This window comes from Pseudomonas sp. AGC41 (assembly GCF_057334555.1).
The window spans coordinates 48,844-61,758 of the sequence record NZ_JBHFJB010000067.1 but is presented as its reverse complement, the minus strand read 5'-3'; the positions used below and the strand labels follow the sequence as shown (position 1 = coordinate 61,758).

The window sequence follows — 12,915 nt, the reverse complement described above, 5'->3', positions numbered from 1 at the left end:
GACCTGGACGGTGGCGGCGCACGGCGGGTATTGGAATGCGACAGGCCAACCGTCCATAGGAGCATCACGGAAAAACATTCGACAAGAGCGTCCCATGACGCCATAAGGCGTTAAACCACGATTTGATGGAGTCTGCGTTGGCGCCGGCTAAACAATCGTTCTCTTCATAGGCCTGCCCGGAAGACCTGGCTTGAACCTCAAAGACCGATGGCAGCCTTGGCATAAGGGCCACGATCGATGTCGAGGACTTCCACGCACAGTTGCACGCTGATGCCGACGGGCCATGGGCCAAGATCCTGAATCACCGCCAGCAGGTTATCAGCGAGCTGTTTCTTGATTTCCGGTGAGCGACCGCTCAGCAAGGCCAGCTTCACATGCACGAATCCCCGCTCACCCATGCCGGTGCCGACACGAAATGTATCGATCTTCACGGCACGGCTCTTGATGTCGAACTCGGCGGCGAACTGACCGGATGCCACCAGTGCGTTATTCATGCGCAACAGCGCGACGTCGGCGTTCAGCTCGGTCAGGTTGGCGGTGTACTCCATGTGCAAGTGAGGCATGTGTTCGACTCCGTTTCGAAAAGATGATGTTGGGATGACAGTCGGCGCAACCATACCTCGACTTTGCAGTTTCAGGCAGGTTTTGTTTCGTCCATTGCTCCTGGTTCGAGTCGGTTCGAGCAAGCGCTGCAATTTCCGGAAATATCTCACAATCATTGGAAACGTATTCCCATTAGCGAAAAATTCCAGCTTGGCTAGGCTTGCCAGGACATGTTCAAGCATGTCCTGAATTCGTTAATCGCATGGAGCGAACCGATGTACTTTGAAATCTACCGACAAACCCGAGGGACCCCGACCACAGGGCAAGGCCAATGGCGCTGGCGTCTGCGAGCCGGCAACCACGAAACCATCGCCAGCGGTGAATCCTACGTGAACAAGGCGGACTGCCTGCACGTCATCGGATTGATCAAAACCGCCCGATGCGAGACACCTGTAAAGGAAATCTGAAGGCGTCCATTCGTATCACCCGAAGCTGCTCGATGAGCAGCTTTCCCTGAACGACAAGCTGCAGCTGGGATCGGTCGCACCGGACAGGTATCGTGTGCAGACAAAAGCGAGAGCCGACTTCCCATGACTCAACCCGGTAACCGTCGCGACTGGCTGCTGCGCGCGCCTGAATCGAAGAAGCTCGAGCGCATCGAAGCCTACTTCAGTGGTCACGGCTATAACGCCCATCGGCATGACACCTATGCCATCGGGTTCACCCTTGCCGGCGTCCAGAGCTTCAACTACCGGCAGAGCAAACGTCATAGCCAGCCCGGCGGAACCATCGTGCTGCACCCGGACGAAATCCATGACGGCGAAGCAGGGACAAGCGATGGTTTTCATTATCGAATGTCCTACATCGAACCGTCATTGATCCAGCAGGTGTTGGGAGGCCGGCCATTGCCTTTCATCGAAGGCGGGTTGTCGAACGATCCCCGCCTCAACGTCGCGACTCACAGGCTCTTGGGCAGCCTCGGGCATCACCTCGATCCGCTGGAGGAAGACGATGCCCTCTATGACGTGGCCCAGGCACTGGCTGACGCGGCAGGTAACCGGCGCGGACGCCGACTGCTTGACTACCCGGCAGCGGAGCGCGCGCGCCTGTTCATTCATGATGCCCTTGACCAGGCCATTACCCTGGATGACCTCGTGCAGGCCAGTGGCCGGGACCGATGGAGCCTGTCCCGGGACTTTCGCGCCCTATACGGCACCAGCCCCTATCGCTACATCACCCAGCGTCGATTGAATGAAGCCCGTCGTCTGGTGCTGCATGGCATGCCGCTTAGCGAAGCCGCACTGGCCTGCGGCTTTTTCGACCAGAGCCACATGACCCGGCTGCACACCCAGGCCTTTGGCATTTCACCGGCACGCTGGCTGAAAATGCTGCGCTAGCGGCACGCACGGCATAGCGCGAAAAGTTGCACGATCATCCAATACCCACGCAGTTTCCAGCGCTAAGGTGCGGCTCATCAACCACAGAGGAGCACGCCAGGATGACTCGATATTCCCCAATCAACTTCGCGCAGAAGTACACGCTGTTCCGCGATCAGTGGGCACCGAAAGTCGTGGCTGAAATGAATGACTACCAGTTCAAGATCGTCCGCCTCGAAGGCGATTTCATCTGGCACACCCACGCCGACACGGATGAAACCTTCATCGTGCTGGACGGTGAACTCCGTATCGACTTTCGCGATGGCGCGGTGCTGATCGGCCCGGGCGAGATGTACGTCGTCAAGCAAGGCGTCGAGCACAAGCCCAGTGCCGCGCAGGAAGTGAAACTGTTGCTGATCGAACCGCGGGGCGTCATCAACACTGGCGAACAAGTGAATGCGCGAACCGCGATCAATGACGTCTGGATCTGACCGAGCCAGGCTCAATCGTATTCCGCCTCCCGATGGTCGCCCAACAGCCGCCGTTGGCGAGGTGTCGCGGCGGCCAGCACCGCGGGATTGAACTGCCAGTGCAGGTAGGGTGAAAACTTCTGCGCGACCATCCGCCGGCCATAGTGCACCTGGAGCATGTAACGGGTGCGGTCGGCGGTCCGGTTGTCACTGCCGGCGTGCCACAGCTCGCTGCGCAATATCAGCACATCACCCGCCTGGCACAGCACCGGCTTCGCCGAACGGCCCTGCCACTGCGTTTCGCCGGCCATGGGCGCCCGCCCCGCCTTGTGGCTGCCGGGAATGACCCGCGTCGGGCTCAAGTCGGCGTCGATGTCATCAAGGTAGAACTGTGCGGTGAAAACCTGCATCGGCAGATCAAAAGAAGGCTCGGCCAACAGGCTGGTGGGCAGCTGCATCGGCAAGTAATCCAGGTGCAGCGCAGCGCCGACAAAACCGGGATGGCAGCGCCAGGCGGTCTGCCCAATGATGTGGCAATCCTCGCCCAACGCCGCCTCGGCCAGCTCGATCACCCCACCCATCTCCAGATACGGCAGCCAGAACGGGTCTCGATTGAAGACGCATTTGTAATGATCGATGACGCCGCTGTAGTCCCAGTGGTGGGGTTTCAGTTGGTCGATGGCCTGGCGTACTTCGGTGATTTGCGTGGCGCTCAACACACCGGGCATCAGGACAAAACCGTCCTGATGCAATGCTCGCAAAAGATCAGCGGTGGGCACGAGCGCAACCTGCTCAGGTCCGGAAACGACCGGTCAGCTCCGCGAGGTTCCTCGACAGGTTCGACAGCTGCTGGCTGGCGTGCATGCTTTGGGCGGAGTTCGCTGCTGCTTCGTTGGACAGGTCACGAATATCGGAAATGTTACGAGCGATCTCCTCGGTCACGCTGCTCTGCTCTTCACAGGCATTGGCGATCTGCGCGGCCATGTCGTTGATCCGCTGGATCGACCCGCCAGTGCCACTGAGCACCTGGTCGACGCCGGCGGCGCGTTCAACACTGTCGCGCGCCTTGCTGCTGCCGACCTGCATGGCCTGCACGGCCTTGGCGACACCGCTCTGCAAGCGCTCGATGCGGACCTGGATATCCTTGGTCGAATCCTGGGTACGCGCCGCCAGCGCCCTGACCTCATCGGCCACTACCGCAAAACCGCGACCCTGCTCGCCAGCTCGCGCTGCCTCGATGGCGGCGTTCAGCGCCAGCAGGTTGGTCTGCTCGGCGATGCCACGAATGACCTCCAGCACCGCACCGATACTGGACGTTTCCTGGGCCAACGCCTCGATCGTGCCCGAGGCACTTTCCACTTCGTGGGCCAATTGGCGGATCGACTCGATCGTGCTGCTGACCACCTCGGCACCGTCGCGCGATTGGCTGGTGGCCTGTTGCGCGGCGTCCGAGGCGCTCACGGCGTTATGAGCAACCTCATGCACAGCGGCGCTCATCTGCGTCGCGGCGGTGCTGACCTGATCGAGCGCCGCGTGCTCGCTGCTGATCAGTCGGTCATTCGTCGCGGCCATAGCAGCCATGGCCCGGGCTGCCGAGTCCACTTCCCCGGTTACCCGTCCGACCTCGGCAATCAACGGCTGCAGCTTGTCGAGGAAACGGTTGAACGCGCTGCCCAACTGTCCGAGCTCGTCAGCCGAACGCACTTCAAGGCGCCCCTTGAGATCGCCACCACCCTCGGCAATCTGCTCGACGCGGTGCAACAAGCGGCGCATCGGGCTCAGCACCACGAGCGGCAAGGCAACCAGAACCAGGACGCAACCGAGCAGGCCAACCAGCAGGATAACGCCCTGCTGCACACCGACCGCTTCGCCATTGGCGATGGCCGCATCACCCTCGCGATGGGACGCCGCATCTTCCAGCTCACCCAGTTTGTCGATTGAGTCTCGCATGGCTTCGAACAGCCGCTCGCTGTCACCAAAGCTCAGCGCGCTGGCGCCCTGCGGATCGCCTACCGACTGCTCGACGACCCGCCGCGATACCTGCATCCATTTGCCGAAACTGTCATTGAACTGGCTGACCAATGCCTGCGCCTCTGCACCGGGCTGCATCGCGGCATATTTCTGCACACGGTCATAGGCCTGCTTGGCATTCTCGCCATGACTGGCACTCAGCGCTTGAATATGCTCATCCGCATGGCCATCCAGCAGACTGCGCTCGGCCACAAAGGCCTGATAAAGATCGCGGTCGGCATTGAGCAACAGGCTGATGGCCGGCAGATAACGTTTGGTCAACTGCGTACTGGACTCGGTCACCTGACCGATGCCGCGCATGCCCGTCCACCCCATCAGCACCAGCAGCACCGCCAGGAACGCAATCGGCAGAGTGATTTTCCAACGAAAGCCAAGGTCGGCGAAGAACCGCAGCATGGTGTCACTCCTTACATGGGGGATAACCTGCCTATCGGCAGCCATGCCTTGAGCTATAGCCCATTAGTCTGATTGTTACAAAGATTGGCGGTCTTGAAATGCCTTGGCTAGATAGGTTCGGAGTGGTCAGGAGGGGTGACTTTTCCGTCGATACTTCCACGCCATTTCAAGGATGAATTGCATGCAGAACATACGTTGCGACCATTGCTGTCGCAAGCTAGCCACCGCCAGGGGCTTTCACGAACTCCTGATCAAATGTCCACGATGCCGGACGCTCAATCACATCAAAGGTCAGGCAACCGTCCCTAGGTACAAGGAAACGCCCGAGCAAAGAATATTTACCAATGGTTCATAACCGTAGCAACCGGCGGTTGTATCGCGCCGCGCATTGCGCAATACTTCGCGTACGTAAGCACGTACGTATAAACATACTATTAGACACACTCCCGTATGTTACGCATTGGTTATTGTGATATTTTTTCGGAGAAAAATCATGGCTGCGTTGCTTGAACGAGCTGAACAAGCCGTATCGGTTACCGCAATGGTCAGGGGCTTTAGCGCGAAGCTCAAAGAAGTATCGAGTCGTGCCACTGACCGCTTGGTCGTGTTCAAAGACAATGAACCGGCAGCCGTCATCCTGAACGTAGAGGCCTATCAGGAAATGCTTGATGAGCTTGAAGACCTGCGGATTGAAGCGACTGCACGCGACCGGTTGGCTAATTTCAACTCACAAACGGCCATTTCTCACGCTGATATGCGTGCGAGATACGCCAAGAAAGACTAAGGATTTTCGATGGCTTGGGGAGTCACATATCACCCAGATACCGAAGGTGATTTCGATCAGCTGGGATCTGCAGCTGCAAACAGGATCTTTGATGTCATCGAGCAACGGATCGTTAATGGCGAGCCAGACAAGAGCGGTAAACCCCTAAGCGGCAGTCTGGCAGGCTGCCGCCGGATCCGCACAGGCGATACGCGCATCGTCTATCGAGTTGATGGGAAGGCCATCGTAGTCTTGATCATTGCTGTTGGCGCTCGCCGCGACGGCGAAATATACGACGCTGCCAAAAAACGCGTCTGAGCCCGCATACAGCCTTTTTTTGCCGCAGATGGTTGCCCCAGAGGGTAACGTCACTTTGAAGGCCCGGAGCCCCCAACCAAGGTGCTGCGAGCACCCAGAACACTGAGTTCATGAATGCAGCAACCCCGCTGGCTTCCCCTGCCAGGACATCAGCCTGGCCGGAGCGCGAGATAGCAACCAAGACAACAGAGGGTTACGCGGCGAACAAACCGTAAGACCCTAGGGCGTTACGGCTCGAAGCCATTGAATTATCTTTCACAACTGCTGGAGTCACCGGCGGCTCATCGATTCCCAGGAGCTCAACGGTAGTAGGAGAGCCTTTGAAGAAGCGAACAACAATCTTTCGCGTACTTCATGGGCTTAGCTCCGTTATGCCTTAAAAATGCCGTAACGAAACGCCAGAAACGAAAAAGCCCCTGAAATGTTCAACCATTTCAGGGGCTTAGTCATACACAATAATGGCGGAGAGATAGGGATTTGAACCCTAGGTACTGTCGCCAGTACAACGGATTTCGAATCCGTCCCGTTCGGCCACTCCGGCATCTCTCCAGTGGCGCGCATCATACCAGCACATTTGCCGGAAGCGAACCCCCGGGCGAAATTTTTTCCGTGCTATCAGATGCTTGCGTCGATTACAGCGGAACCCCCAGGCGTTGAGCGACTTCTTCGTAGGCTTCGATCACGTCACCGAGGCCTTGGCGGAAGCGGTCCTTGTCCATCTTCTTCTTGGTGTCCTTGTCCCAGAGGCGGCAGCCGTCCGGGCTGAACTCGTCACCCAGGACGATGGAGCCGTCGCTGAACACGCCGAATTCGAGTTTGAAGTCGACCAGCAGCAGGCCGGCGTCGTCGAACAGTTTGGTCAGCACTTCGTTGACCTTGAGCGACAGCTCCTTCATGCGCGCCAGTTGCTCGGCGGTGCCCCAACCGAATGCCACGACGTGGGATTCGTTGATGAACGGGTCGCCCTTGGCGTCGTCCTTCAGGAACAGCTCGAACGTGTAAGGGTTGAGCTTCATGCCCTCTTCCACGCCCAGGCGCTTGACCAGGCTGCCGGCGGCGTAGTTACGCACGACGCATTCGACCGGGATCATGTCCAGTTTCTTGACCAGGCACTCGTTGTCGCCCAGCAGCTTGTCGAACTGGGTCGGCACGCCGGCGGCTTCGAGCTTTTGCATGATGAAGGCGTTGAACTTGTTGTTCACCATGCCCTTGCGGTCCAGCTGTTCGATGCGCTTGCCGTCGAACGCCGAGGTGTCGTTGCGAAACAGCAGGATCAAGCGGTCAGCGTCATCGGTCTTGTAAACCGACTTGGCTTTGCCGCGGTAGAGTTCTTCACGTTTTTCCATGATGGGCTCCGCTTGCTAAGTAGATGGGCTAGGCGATATGTCGCCAGTCGAGCCCTGAATCTTGATCGGCCAGTTGCAGCCAGTCCGGGTCGCACCCGAGGGTGTCGACGAAACATTGCCGGGCCAGCTGCGGCAGGTTGTTCTTGCTGCTCAGATGGGCCAGGACCAGGTGTTGCAGGCCTTGCCAGCCCAACTCGGCCACCAGGAATGCCGCCTGGTGGTTGTTCAGATGTCCGTGCTCCCCGCCAACCCGCTGTTTCAGGAAGTAGGGATAGTACCCTCGCGCCAACATGTCGCGGCAGTGGTTGGACTCGATCATCAGTGCGTCGAGGTCCCTATAACTGTCCATCACCCTGTCGCAGTACGAGCCCAGGTCGGTGAGCAATCCGAAGCGCCGCTCGCCATCACTGAACACATACTGCGTCGGCTCACGGGCATCGTGCGCCACGCTGACCACGCTGATATCCAGGGCACCGATACGCAGCTGCTCGCCACCGGCCACGAAGCCAGCCGGTTCGATGGGCTTGCGCAGGCCACCGAACGTCCCGCGACTGAGGTAGACCGGCAGATTGTAGCGCCGAGACAGCAAACCCACGCCATGCACGTGGTCGGCATGTTCGTGGGTCACGAGTAACGCGCTCAGTTGCGCCGGGTGCACACCCAGGCGCAACAGGCGCTTCTCGGTTTCCCGCAGGGAGAAACCGCAATCGACCAGCACGTAGGTGCCAGCACTGGCTATCAGCGTGCCGTTCCCCTGGCTACCGCTGCCGAGAACGGCAAAACGCATCGGATCAGCCCAGGTTGTCCTGAATCACGCCCAATACCTTGCGAGCCACATCGGCTGGCGCCACGGTATTGATGTTTTTCTCGACGGTGACCTGGACGTTGTCGCCGACCTTGCTCAGGCGAACCTGGTAACGCTCGGCGCGGGCTTCGATTTCTTCCTTGTCCGGCGCACTGCCGAACAAGCTACTGAAGAAGCCAGGCTTCTCGTCTTTCTTCTCGGCTTTTTCAGCGAGGTTGATGTAGTAGAGGCCCAGGCTGCGGTTGATGTCTTCAACCCGCCATTCGCCCTGCTCCAGCGCGCGGCCAACGCTCGACCAGGCGCGATCGAGGTCGGAGCCGACGTTGAGCACCGGGTTGCCGCTGCCGTCTTCGCTCAGGCTGACCCGGCTCGGCGTGTCGTAGTCACGGGTCGCGAGCATCGAGACCGAACCGCCCTGCTCGGCGTTACGGCTCATGCTGGCGAGCATGTCGTCGACCAGCGCGGCGTCGAGACTGGTATTGACCGAACGATTGGTGAAAGCCACGTCGGCAGTGCTGCCGGCGGGACGCTCGGCGCTGACCACGTAGATTTCACTGGTGTTGCGCTGCACGCCCGGCTCGATCCGCACGCGCACGCGGGTTTCGCTGTCGGCTGCGACGCCGGCGGCGCTCAGGCGCTTGGCCATGGCCGCGGACAGTTCATCGGAGCGCTGCCAGGTGGTGGTGAATTCGCCGGTCTGCGGGCGCTGTTCGTCCAGGCGGAAACCGTTGTCCTGGAAGAACTGGATTGCCACGGGCCAGACTTCGGCCGGTGGATGCTGGCCCATGACCCAGCTCGAATCACCGCTTTTTTGCAGGGTGTAGTCGCTGGCATCGGCCACGGCCGACAGCGGCTGTGGGCGCGGAACAACGTATTCGCCCTTGACGCTGTCGTCGGCGACGTTGCGCGGGATCGGCAGCAGCGGATCCAGGCGCTTGGCAACGCTGACATCAGGTGGCAGTTGCATCGGTGCAGTCTGTTGCGCTTCGAGGTAATCGCTACCACGGTCGCGGAAATAACCATCCGGGCCCCAGATCCATCCACAGCCACTGGTGCTGGAGATAATCAAGGCAAGTGCGGAAAGGCCGGCCATTCGCTTCATGCGGTGTAGTTCCTCAATTAAACCAGGACGCCGGACTGGCGCATGGCCTGCCGCAGCTGTTCGTGACAGGTAGTGCTCAACCAGGTGAGCGGCAGGCGGATGCCTTCGTGCATCAAGCCCATTTCGACCAGGGCGAATTTCACCGGGATCGGGTTGGCTTCGATGAACAGGTCCTTGTGCAACGGCATCAGTTTTTCGTTGATTGCCCGCGCGGTCTCGGCGTCGCCCTTGAGCGCGGCCTCGCACAGGTCGGCCATGTCGCGTGGCGCGACGTTGGCGGTGACGGAAATATTGCCCTTGCCGCCCATCAGGATCAGCTCGACAGCGGTCGGATCATCGCCGGACAGGACGATGAAATCCTCGCTCACGCCATCGAGGATGGCCTTGGCACGCGTCAGGTCGCCAGTGGCTTCCTTGATGCCGATGATGTTCGGCACGGTGGACAGGCGGATCACGGTCTCGGCCTGCATGTCGCAGGAGGTGCGGCCGGGAACGTTATAGAGGATCTGCGGGATGTCGACGGCTTCGGCAATGTGCTTGAAATGCTGGTACAGGCCTTCCTGGGTCGGCCTGTTGTAGTACGGAACGACCAGCAGGCAGGCATCGGCCCCGGCTTCCTTGGCGTTACGGGTCAGCTCGACGGCTTCGCGGGTCGAATTGGCGCCGGTGCCGGCGATTACCGGAATACGGCCATTGACTTGCTTGACCACGGCGCGGATGACTTCGATGTGCTCGTTGACGTCAAGGGTGGCCGACTCGCCGGTGGTACCGACGGCGACAATGGCGTGAGTGCCGTTTTCAAGGTGGAAGTCCACGAGTTTGCTGAGGCTGGCCCAGTCAAGACGCCCTTGTGCATCCATGGGTGTGACCAGTGCCACCATACTGCCCGCAATCATGAAACCGCTCCTGCCGGAAAAAGAGAGCGGTAATGGTACTGGCGCCAAGATGCTTGTACAAGCGAACTCCCATTCCCCTTGGCGATGGTTTTCGCTACCCTTCAGGCTTTGATCGGTACCGATAAGCTCACACGCCGGTTCCCAGCCTCCGTTTTCGTCGCTACAAGCCCCGATCCTGCGTTTGTCCTGATGCATTGGCGTTGCCCGCGATGCAGCAGAAACCCGGGCAGAGGGTTTGAACCGTTCGCTTTCGCAGGGCTGCTACCGTGTCGCGCGGCATAAAAAGTACCGACCGCTCATCGCTTTAGGAATGCTGCATGTCCACCCCCACAGTCCGCGAACAATTCCTTGTTATCAGTGCCCTTGGCGCAAACCCCATGGAGCTGACTAACGTCCTGTGCCGCGCCAGCCATGAAAATCGCTGCGCCGTCGTGACCTCACGCCTGACCCGTCATGGCGAATGCAGCGCCCTCGTGCTGGAGATTTCCGGCAGCTGGGACGCCTTGGCGCGCCTGGAGGGCAGCCTGCCGGCGCTGGCCAAGAAGCACGCCTTTACCGTCAACGTGGTGCGCAGCGCCGCGCTGGAAAATCGTCCCCAGGCCTTGCCGTATGTAGCTTATGTGAGTTCGGCCTACCGCCCGGACATCATCAACGAACTGTGCCAGTTCTTCATGGACCATCACGTCGAGCTGGAAAACCTGACCTGCGATACCTATCAGGCCCCGCAGACTGGCGGCACCATGCTCAACGCCACGTTCACCGTGACATTGCCGGCCGGCACCCAGATCAGCTGGCTGCGCGATCAGTTCCTGGATTTCGCCGACGCGATGAACCTGGACGCACTGATCGAACCGTGGCGCCCACAAAACCCAATGTAAGGAAGCGTTCATGGCCGTTGCCATCGATCAGCCGGTTACCGATTTCCAGGCGCCCGCCACCAGCGGGCAGACCATCAGCCTCGCCGCCCTGAAAGGCAAACAGGTGGTCATTTATTTCTATCCGAAAGACAGCACCCCCGGTTGCACCACCCAAGGCCAGGGTTTTCGCGACCAATACGGGCAATTCCAGGCCGCCAACACCGAAGTGTTCGGTGTGTCGCGGGACAGCCTCAAGTCCCACGAGAACTTCAAGTGCAAGCAGGAGTTCCCCTTTGAGCTGATCAGCGACAAGGACGAAGCGGTCTGCCAGCTGTTTGACGTGATCAAGCTGAAGAAGCTGTACGGCAAGGAATACCTGGGCGTTGATCGCAGCACCTTCCTGATCGACAAGGATGGCGTGCTGCGCCAGGAGTGGCGTGGCGTGAAGGTGCCAGGGCATGTGGATGCGGTGCTGGCGGCGGCTCAGGCGCTCAACCAAGCCTGAAGATCTTAGTTGTCTGCACTGGCCTCATTCGCGAGCAGGCTCGCTCCCACACTGGATTTGTGGCGTTAATCAATCCCCTGTGGGAGCGAGCCTGCTCGCGAAGGGGCCTTAAGCACCACTTCATTATTCACGTTACAACAACGGCGCCACAACCGGCTCCTTGCTCGGCCACGCATCCAGCACCGCCTTGAATAACGTCGCCAGGGGAATCGCAAAGAACACCCCCCAGAAGCCCCACAGCCCGCCAAACAACAATACCGCGCAGATAATCGCCACTGGATGCAGGTTCACCGCCTCGGAGAACAGCAGCGGCACCAGCACATTGCCGTCCAGCGTCTGGATGATCCCGTACACCGCCATCAGATAGATGAACTGGTCGCTCCAACCCCACTGGAACAGTGCGATCAGCGCCACCGGCACGGTCACGACCACAGTGCCGACGTAAGGCACCACCACCGAAATGCCCACCAGCAACGCGAGCAACGCGGCATAGTTGAGCCCCAGGGCCACAAAACCGATGTACGTGACGCCGCCGCAGATGAAAATCTCGATCACTTTCCCCCGGATGTAGTTGGCGATCTGCCGGTTCATCTCCTGGGCCACGCGGGTGATCAATGCCCGCTCGCGCGGCAGGTAGCCGCGGACCCAGCGTCCGATCATTTCCCGATCCTTGAGAAAGAAGAACACCAGGATCGGCACCAGCACCAGATAGATCATGATGTTCACCAGCAACGGCAGGCTGGACAGCGAAAACGTCAGCGCCCACTGGCCGAACTTGCCGATCTCGCCACGCACCACTTCGATGGTCTGCAGCACTTGCTCGTCCGAGACCAGGTGCGGGTAGCGTTCCGGCAGCAACAACAACAGCGATTGCCATTTGACGAGCATTCCCGGCAGTTCATTGAACAGGGTCACCAACTGGTGCCAGAGCAACGGCACGATGACCACGAGGAACACCACAAGCAGCCCCATGAACAGCGCGAACACCAGCCCTACCGCCACTGATCCGGGCAAACGCAAGCGCTCCAGGGCAGTGACCAGTCCCTGCATCAGGTACGCCAGCACCATTCCCGCCAACACCGGCGCGAGCATCCCGCCCAGCGTCAGGACCGCCGTAAACGCCAGAAACAGCAGCACTGCCAGGACCACCGCTTCCTCATCGGAGAAGTAGCGCTGAATCCAGTCGCGTAACACTTTGAACATTAAAAATCCTTAGGAACGCTGTCGGTTTTCAGGCTTTTTTCAGCCAGTAACGATAGACGCCGTTATCGTCTTCTTCGCGCAGCAGCGTATGACCGGCCAAGCGGGCAAAGGTGCGAAAGTCGCGCTGGGAGCCCGCATCGGTGGCCGTCACCTTGAGTACCGCACCGCTGGCCAGGCGATTGAGTTCCAGCTTGGCCTTGAGCAACGGCAGCGGACAGTTCAGGCCGCTGGCGTCCAGCTCGGCATCGTGGGCTACAGCATCGGTCATTGTTTCACTCCGCAACAGGTCGTCGAGCGGCCTAGA

The 12,915-nt window shown here is 59.7% G+C and carries 17 protein-coding genes, 1 tRNA gene and 1 pseudogene; 8 read left to right on the top strand and 11 right to left on the bottom strand.

Annotation, left to right across the window (positions count from 1 at the left end; all coding sequences use genetic code 11):
• Positions 1 to 197: 197 nt before the first annotated feature.
• On the bottom strand, positions 198 to 563 hold the full coding sequence (locus ACE04F_RS12935) for a 5-carboxymethyl-2-hydroxymuconate Delta-isomerase (protein WP_486107203.1): 366 nt from the start codon (positions 561 to 563) through the stop codon (positions 198 to 200).
• A gap of 255 nt (positions 564 to 818) precedes the next feature.
• Here ACE04F_RS12935 and ACE04F_RS12930 point away from each other — a divergent pair, with 255 nt between their 5' ends.
• From ACE04F_RS12930 to ACE04F_RS12920, 3 genes are all read left to right on the top strand, one after another.
• Complete coding sequence (locus ACE04F_RS12930; RefSeq protein ID WP_486107201.1) at positions 819 to 1,010, top strand: YegP family protein; 192 nt, start codon at positions 819 to 821, stop codon at positions 1,008 to 1,010.
• A 123-nt stretch (positions 1,011 to 1,133) separates the two neighbouring features.
• Positions 1,134 to 1,940 carry an AraC family transcriptional regulator gene (locus ACE04F_RS12925; RefSeq protein ID WP_486107200.1) on the top strand — a complete coding sequence of 269 codons (807 nt, stop codon included), beginning with the start codon at positions 1,134 to 1,136 and terminating at the stop codon, positions 1,938 to 1,940.
• Between the two features lie 101 nt (positions 1,941 to 2,041).
• The gene (locus tag ACE04F_RS12920; protein ID WP_486107198.1) at positions 2,042 to 2,410 is read left to right on the top strand and encodes a cupin domain-containing protein; all 369 of its coding nucleotides are present in this window, start codon (positions 2,042 to 2,044) and stop codon (positions 2,408 to 2,410) included.
• Between the two features lie 11 nt (positions 2,411 to 2,421).
• Here ACE04F_RS12920 and ACE04F_RS12915 read toward each other — a convergent pair whose 3' ends face one another.
• From ACE04F_RS12915 to ACE04F_RS12905, 3 genes and pseudogenes are all read right to left on the bottom strand, one after another.
• On the bottom strand, positions 2,422 to 3,168 hold the full coding sequence (locus ACE04F_RS12915; RefSeq protein WP_486107196.1) for a phytanoyl-CoA dioxygenase family protein: 747 nt from the start codon (positions 3,166 to 3,168) through the stop codon (positions 2,422 to 2,424).
• A gap of 13 nt (positions 3,169 to 3,181) precedes the next feature.
• On the bottom strand, positions 3,182 to 3,961 hold the full coding sequence (locus ACE04F_RS12910) for a methyl-accepting chemotaxis protein (protein WP_458130287.1): 780 nt from the start codon (positions 3,959 to 3,961) through the stop codon (positions 3,182 to 3,184).
• Between the two features lie 78 nt (positions 3,962 to 4,039).
• A pseudogene (locus tag ACE04F_RS12905) lies at positions 4,040 to 4,816 on the bottom strand (MCP four helix bundle domain-containing protein); the annotation flags it as partial.
• Positions 4,817 to 4,988: 172 nt separating this feature from the next.
• Between ACE04F_RS12905 and ACE04F_RS12900 the strand changes: the two are divergent.
• From ACE04F_RS12900 to ACE04F_RS12890, 3 genes are all read left to right on the top strand, one after another.
• Positions 4,989 to 5,171: a Com family DNA-binding transcriptional regulator gene (locus ACE04F_RS12900; protein WP_486107194.1), complete on the top strand. Its 183-nt coding sequence runs from the start codon at positions 4,989 to 4,991 to the stop codon at positions 5,169 to 5,171.
• A gap of 138 nt (positions 5,172 to 5,309) precedes the next feature.
• Entirely contained in the window at positions 5,310 to 5,600 is a 291-nt protein-coding gene (locus ACE04F_RS12895) for a type II toxin-antitoxin system Phd/YefM family antitoxin (protein WP_486107192.1), read from the top strand.
• Between the two features lie 9 nt (positions 5,601 to 5,609).
• Positions 5,610 to 5,897, top strand: coding sequence for a type II toxin-antitoxin system RelE family toxin (locus tag ACE04F_RS12890; protein ID WP_486107190.1), 288 nt, complete (start codon positions 5,610 to 5,612; stop codon positions 5,895 to 5,897).
• Between the two features lie 459 nt (positions 5,898 to 6,356).
• On the opposite strand, the gene ACE04F_RS12885 is transcribed toward ACE04F_RS12890, so the two are convergent.
• The 5 genes from ACE04F_RS12885 to dapA form a co-directional block, all read right to left on the bottom strand.
• A tRNA-Ser gene (locus tag ACE04F_RS12885) sits at positions 6,357 to 6,446 on the bottom strand.
• An 83-nt stretch (positions 6,447 to 6,529) separates the two neighbouring features.
• On the bottom strand, positions 6,530 to 7,243 hold the full coding sequence (gene purC / locus ACE04F_RS12880) for a phosphoribosylaminoimidazolesuccinocarboxamide synthase (protein ID WP_025212375.1): 714 nt from the start codon (positions 7,241 to 7,243) through the stop codon (positions 6,530 to 6,532).
• Positions 7,244 to 7,271: 28 nt separating this feature from the next.
• A complete protein-coding gene (locus ACE04F_RS12875; RefSeq protein WP_486107188.1) occupies positions 7,272 to 8,030 on the bottom strand; it encodes an MBL fold metallo-hydrolase in 759 nt (252 codons plus the stop codon).
• Positions 8,031 to 8,034: 4 nt separating this feature from the next.
• Positions 8,035 to 9,150: an outer membrane protein assembly factor BamC gene (gene bamC, locus ACE04F_RS12870; protein ID WP_305496208.1), complete on the bottom strand. Its 1,116-nt coding sequence runs from the start codon at positions 9,148 to 9,150 to the stop codon at positions 8,035 to 8,037.
• Between the two features lie 17 nt (positions 9,151 to 9,167).
• The gene (gene dapA / locus ACE04F_RS12865) at positions 9,168 to 10,046 is read right to left on the bottom strand and encodes a 4-hydroxy-tetrahydrodipicolinate synthase (protein WP_486107186.1); all 879 of its coding nucleotides are present in this window, start codon (positions 10,044 to 10,046) and stop codon (positions 9,168 to 9,170) included.
• A gap of 317 nt (positions 10,047 to 10,363) precedes the next feature.
• Here dapA and ACE04F_RS12860 point away from each other — a divergent pair, with 317 nt between their 5' ends.
• Both ACE04F_RS12860 and ACE04F_RS12855 read left to right on the top strand, forming a co-directional pair.
• A complete protein-coding gene (locus ACE04F_RS12860; RefSeq protein ID WP_214512086.1) occupies positions 10,364 to 10,924 on the top strand; it encodes a glycine cleavage system transcriptional repressor in 561 nt (186 codons plus the stop codon).
• Positions 10,925 to 10,934: 10 nt separating this feature from the next.
• A complete protein-coding gene (locus ACE04F_RS12855; protein ID WP_486107184.1) occupies positions 10,935 to 11,408 on the top strand; it encodes a peroxiredoxin in 474 nt (157 codons plus the stop codon).
• Positions 11,409 to 11,540: 132 nt separating this feature from the next.
• Here ACE04F_RS12855 and ACE04F_RS12850 read toward each other — a convergent pair whose 3' ends face one another.
• Together ACE04F_RS12850 and ACE04F_RS12845 are read right to left on the bottom strand one after the other, a co-directional pair.
• Positions 11,541 to 12,611, bottom strand: a complete 1,071-nt coding sequence (locus tag ACE04F_RS12850) for an AI-2E family transporter (protein WP_486107182.1) — start codon at positions 12,609 to 12,611, stop codon at positions 11,541 to 11,543.
• 28 nt (positions 12,612 to 12,639) lie between these two features.
• Positions 12,640 to 12,879 carry a sulfurtransferase TusA family protein gene (locus ACE04F_RS12845; protein ID WP_025212368.1) on the bottom strand — a complete coding sequence of 80 codons (240 nt, stop codon included), beginning with the start codon at positions 12,877 to 12,879 and terminating at the stop codon, positions 12,640 to 12,642.
• Positions 12,880 to 12,915 lie beyond the last annotated feature (36 nt).

Coding starts and splice junctions, on each gene's coding strand:
- ACE04F_RS12860 (WP_214512086.1), top strand. CDS start 10,364: ATGTCCACCCCCACAGTCCGCGAACAATTCCTTGTTATCAGTGCCCTT.
- ACE04F_RS12900 (WP_486107194.1), top strand. CDS start 4,989: ATGAATTGCATGCAGAACATACGTTGCGACCATTGCTGTCGCAAGCTA.
- ACE04F_RS12855 (WP_486107184.1), top strand. CDS start 10,935: ATGGCCGTTGCCATCGATCAGCCGGTTACCGATTTCCAGGCGCCCGCC.
- ACE04F_RS12925 (WP_486107200.1), top strand. CDS start 1,134: ATGACTCAACCCGGTAACCGTCGCGACTGGCTGCTGCGCGCGCCTGAA.
- dapA (WP_486107186.1), bottom strand. CDS start 10,046: ATGATTGCGGGCAGTATGGTGGCACTGGTCACACCCATGGATGCACAA.
- ACE04F_RS12895 (WP_486107192.1), top strand. CDS start 5,310: ATGGCTGCGTTGCTTGAACGAGCTGAACAAGCCGTATCGGTTACCGCA.
- bamC (WP_305496208.1), bottom strand. CDS start 9,150: ATGAAGCGAATGGCCGGCCTTTCCGCACTTGCCTTGATTATCTCCAGC.
- ACE04F_RS12845 (WP_025212368.1), bottom strand. CDS start 12,879: ATGACCGATGCTGTAGCCCACGATGCCGAGCTGGACGCCAGCGGCCTG.
- ACE04F_RS12850 (WP_486107182.1), bottom strand. CDS start 12,611: ATGTTCAAAGTGTTACGCGACTGGATTCAGCGCTACTTCTCCGATGAG.
- ACE04F_RS12935 (WP_486107203.1), bottom strand. CDS start 563: ATGCCTCACTTGCACATGGAGTACACCGCCAACCTGACCGAGCTGAAC.
- ACE04F_RS12920 (WP_486107198.1), top strand. CDS start 2,042: ATGACTCGATATTCCCCAATCAACTTCGCGCAGAAGTACACGCTGTTC.
- ACE04F_RS12910 (WP_458130287.1), bottom strand. CDS start 3,961: ATGGCCGCGACGAATGACCGACTGATCAGCAGCGAGCACGCGGCGCTC.
- ACE04F_RS12890 (WP_486107190.1), top strand. CDS start 5,610: ATGGCTTGGGGAGTCACATATCACCCAGATACCGAAGGTGATTTCGAT.
- ACE04F_RS12875 (WP_486107188.1), bottom strand. CDS start 8,030: ATGCGTTTTGCCGTTCTCGGCAGCGGTAGCCAGGGGAACGGCACGCTG.
- purC (WP_025212375.1), bottom strand. CDS start 7,243: ATGGAAAAACGTGAAGAACTCTACCGCGGCAAAGCCAAGTCGGTTTAC.
- ACE04F_RS12930 (WP_486107201.1), top strand. CDS start 819: ATGTACTTTGAAATCTACCGACAAACCCGAGGGACCCCGACCACAGGG.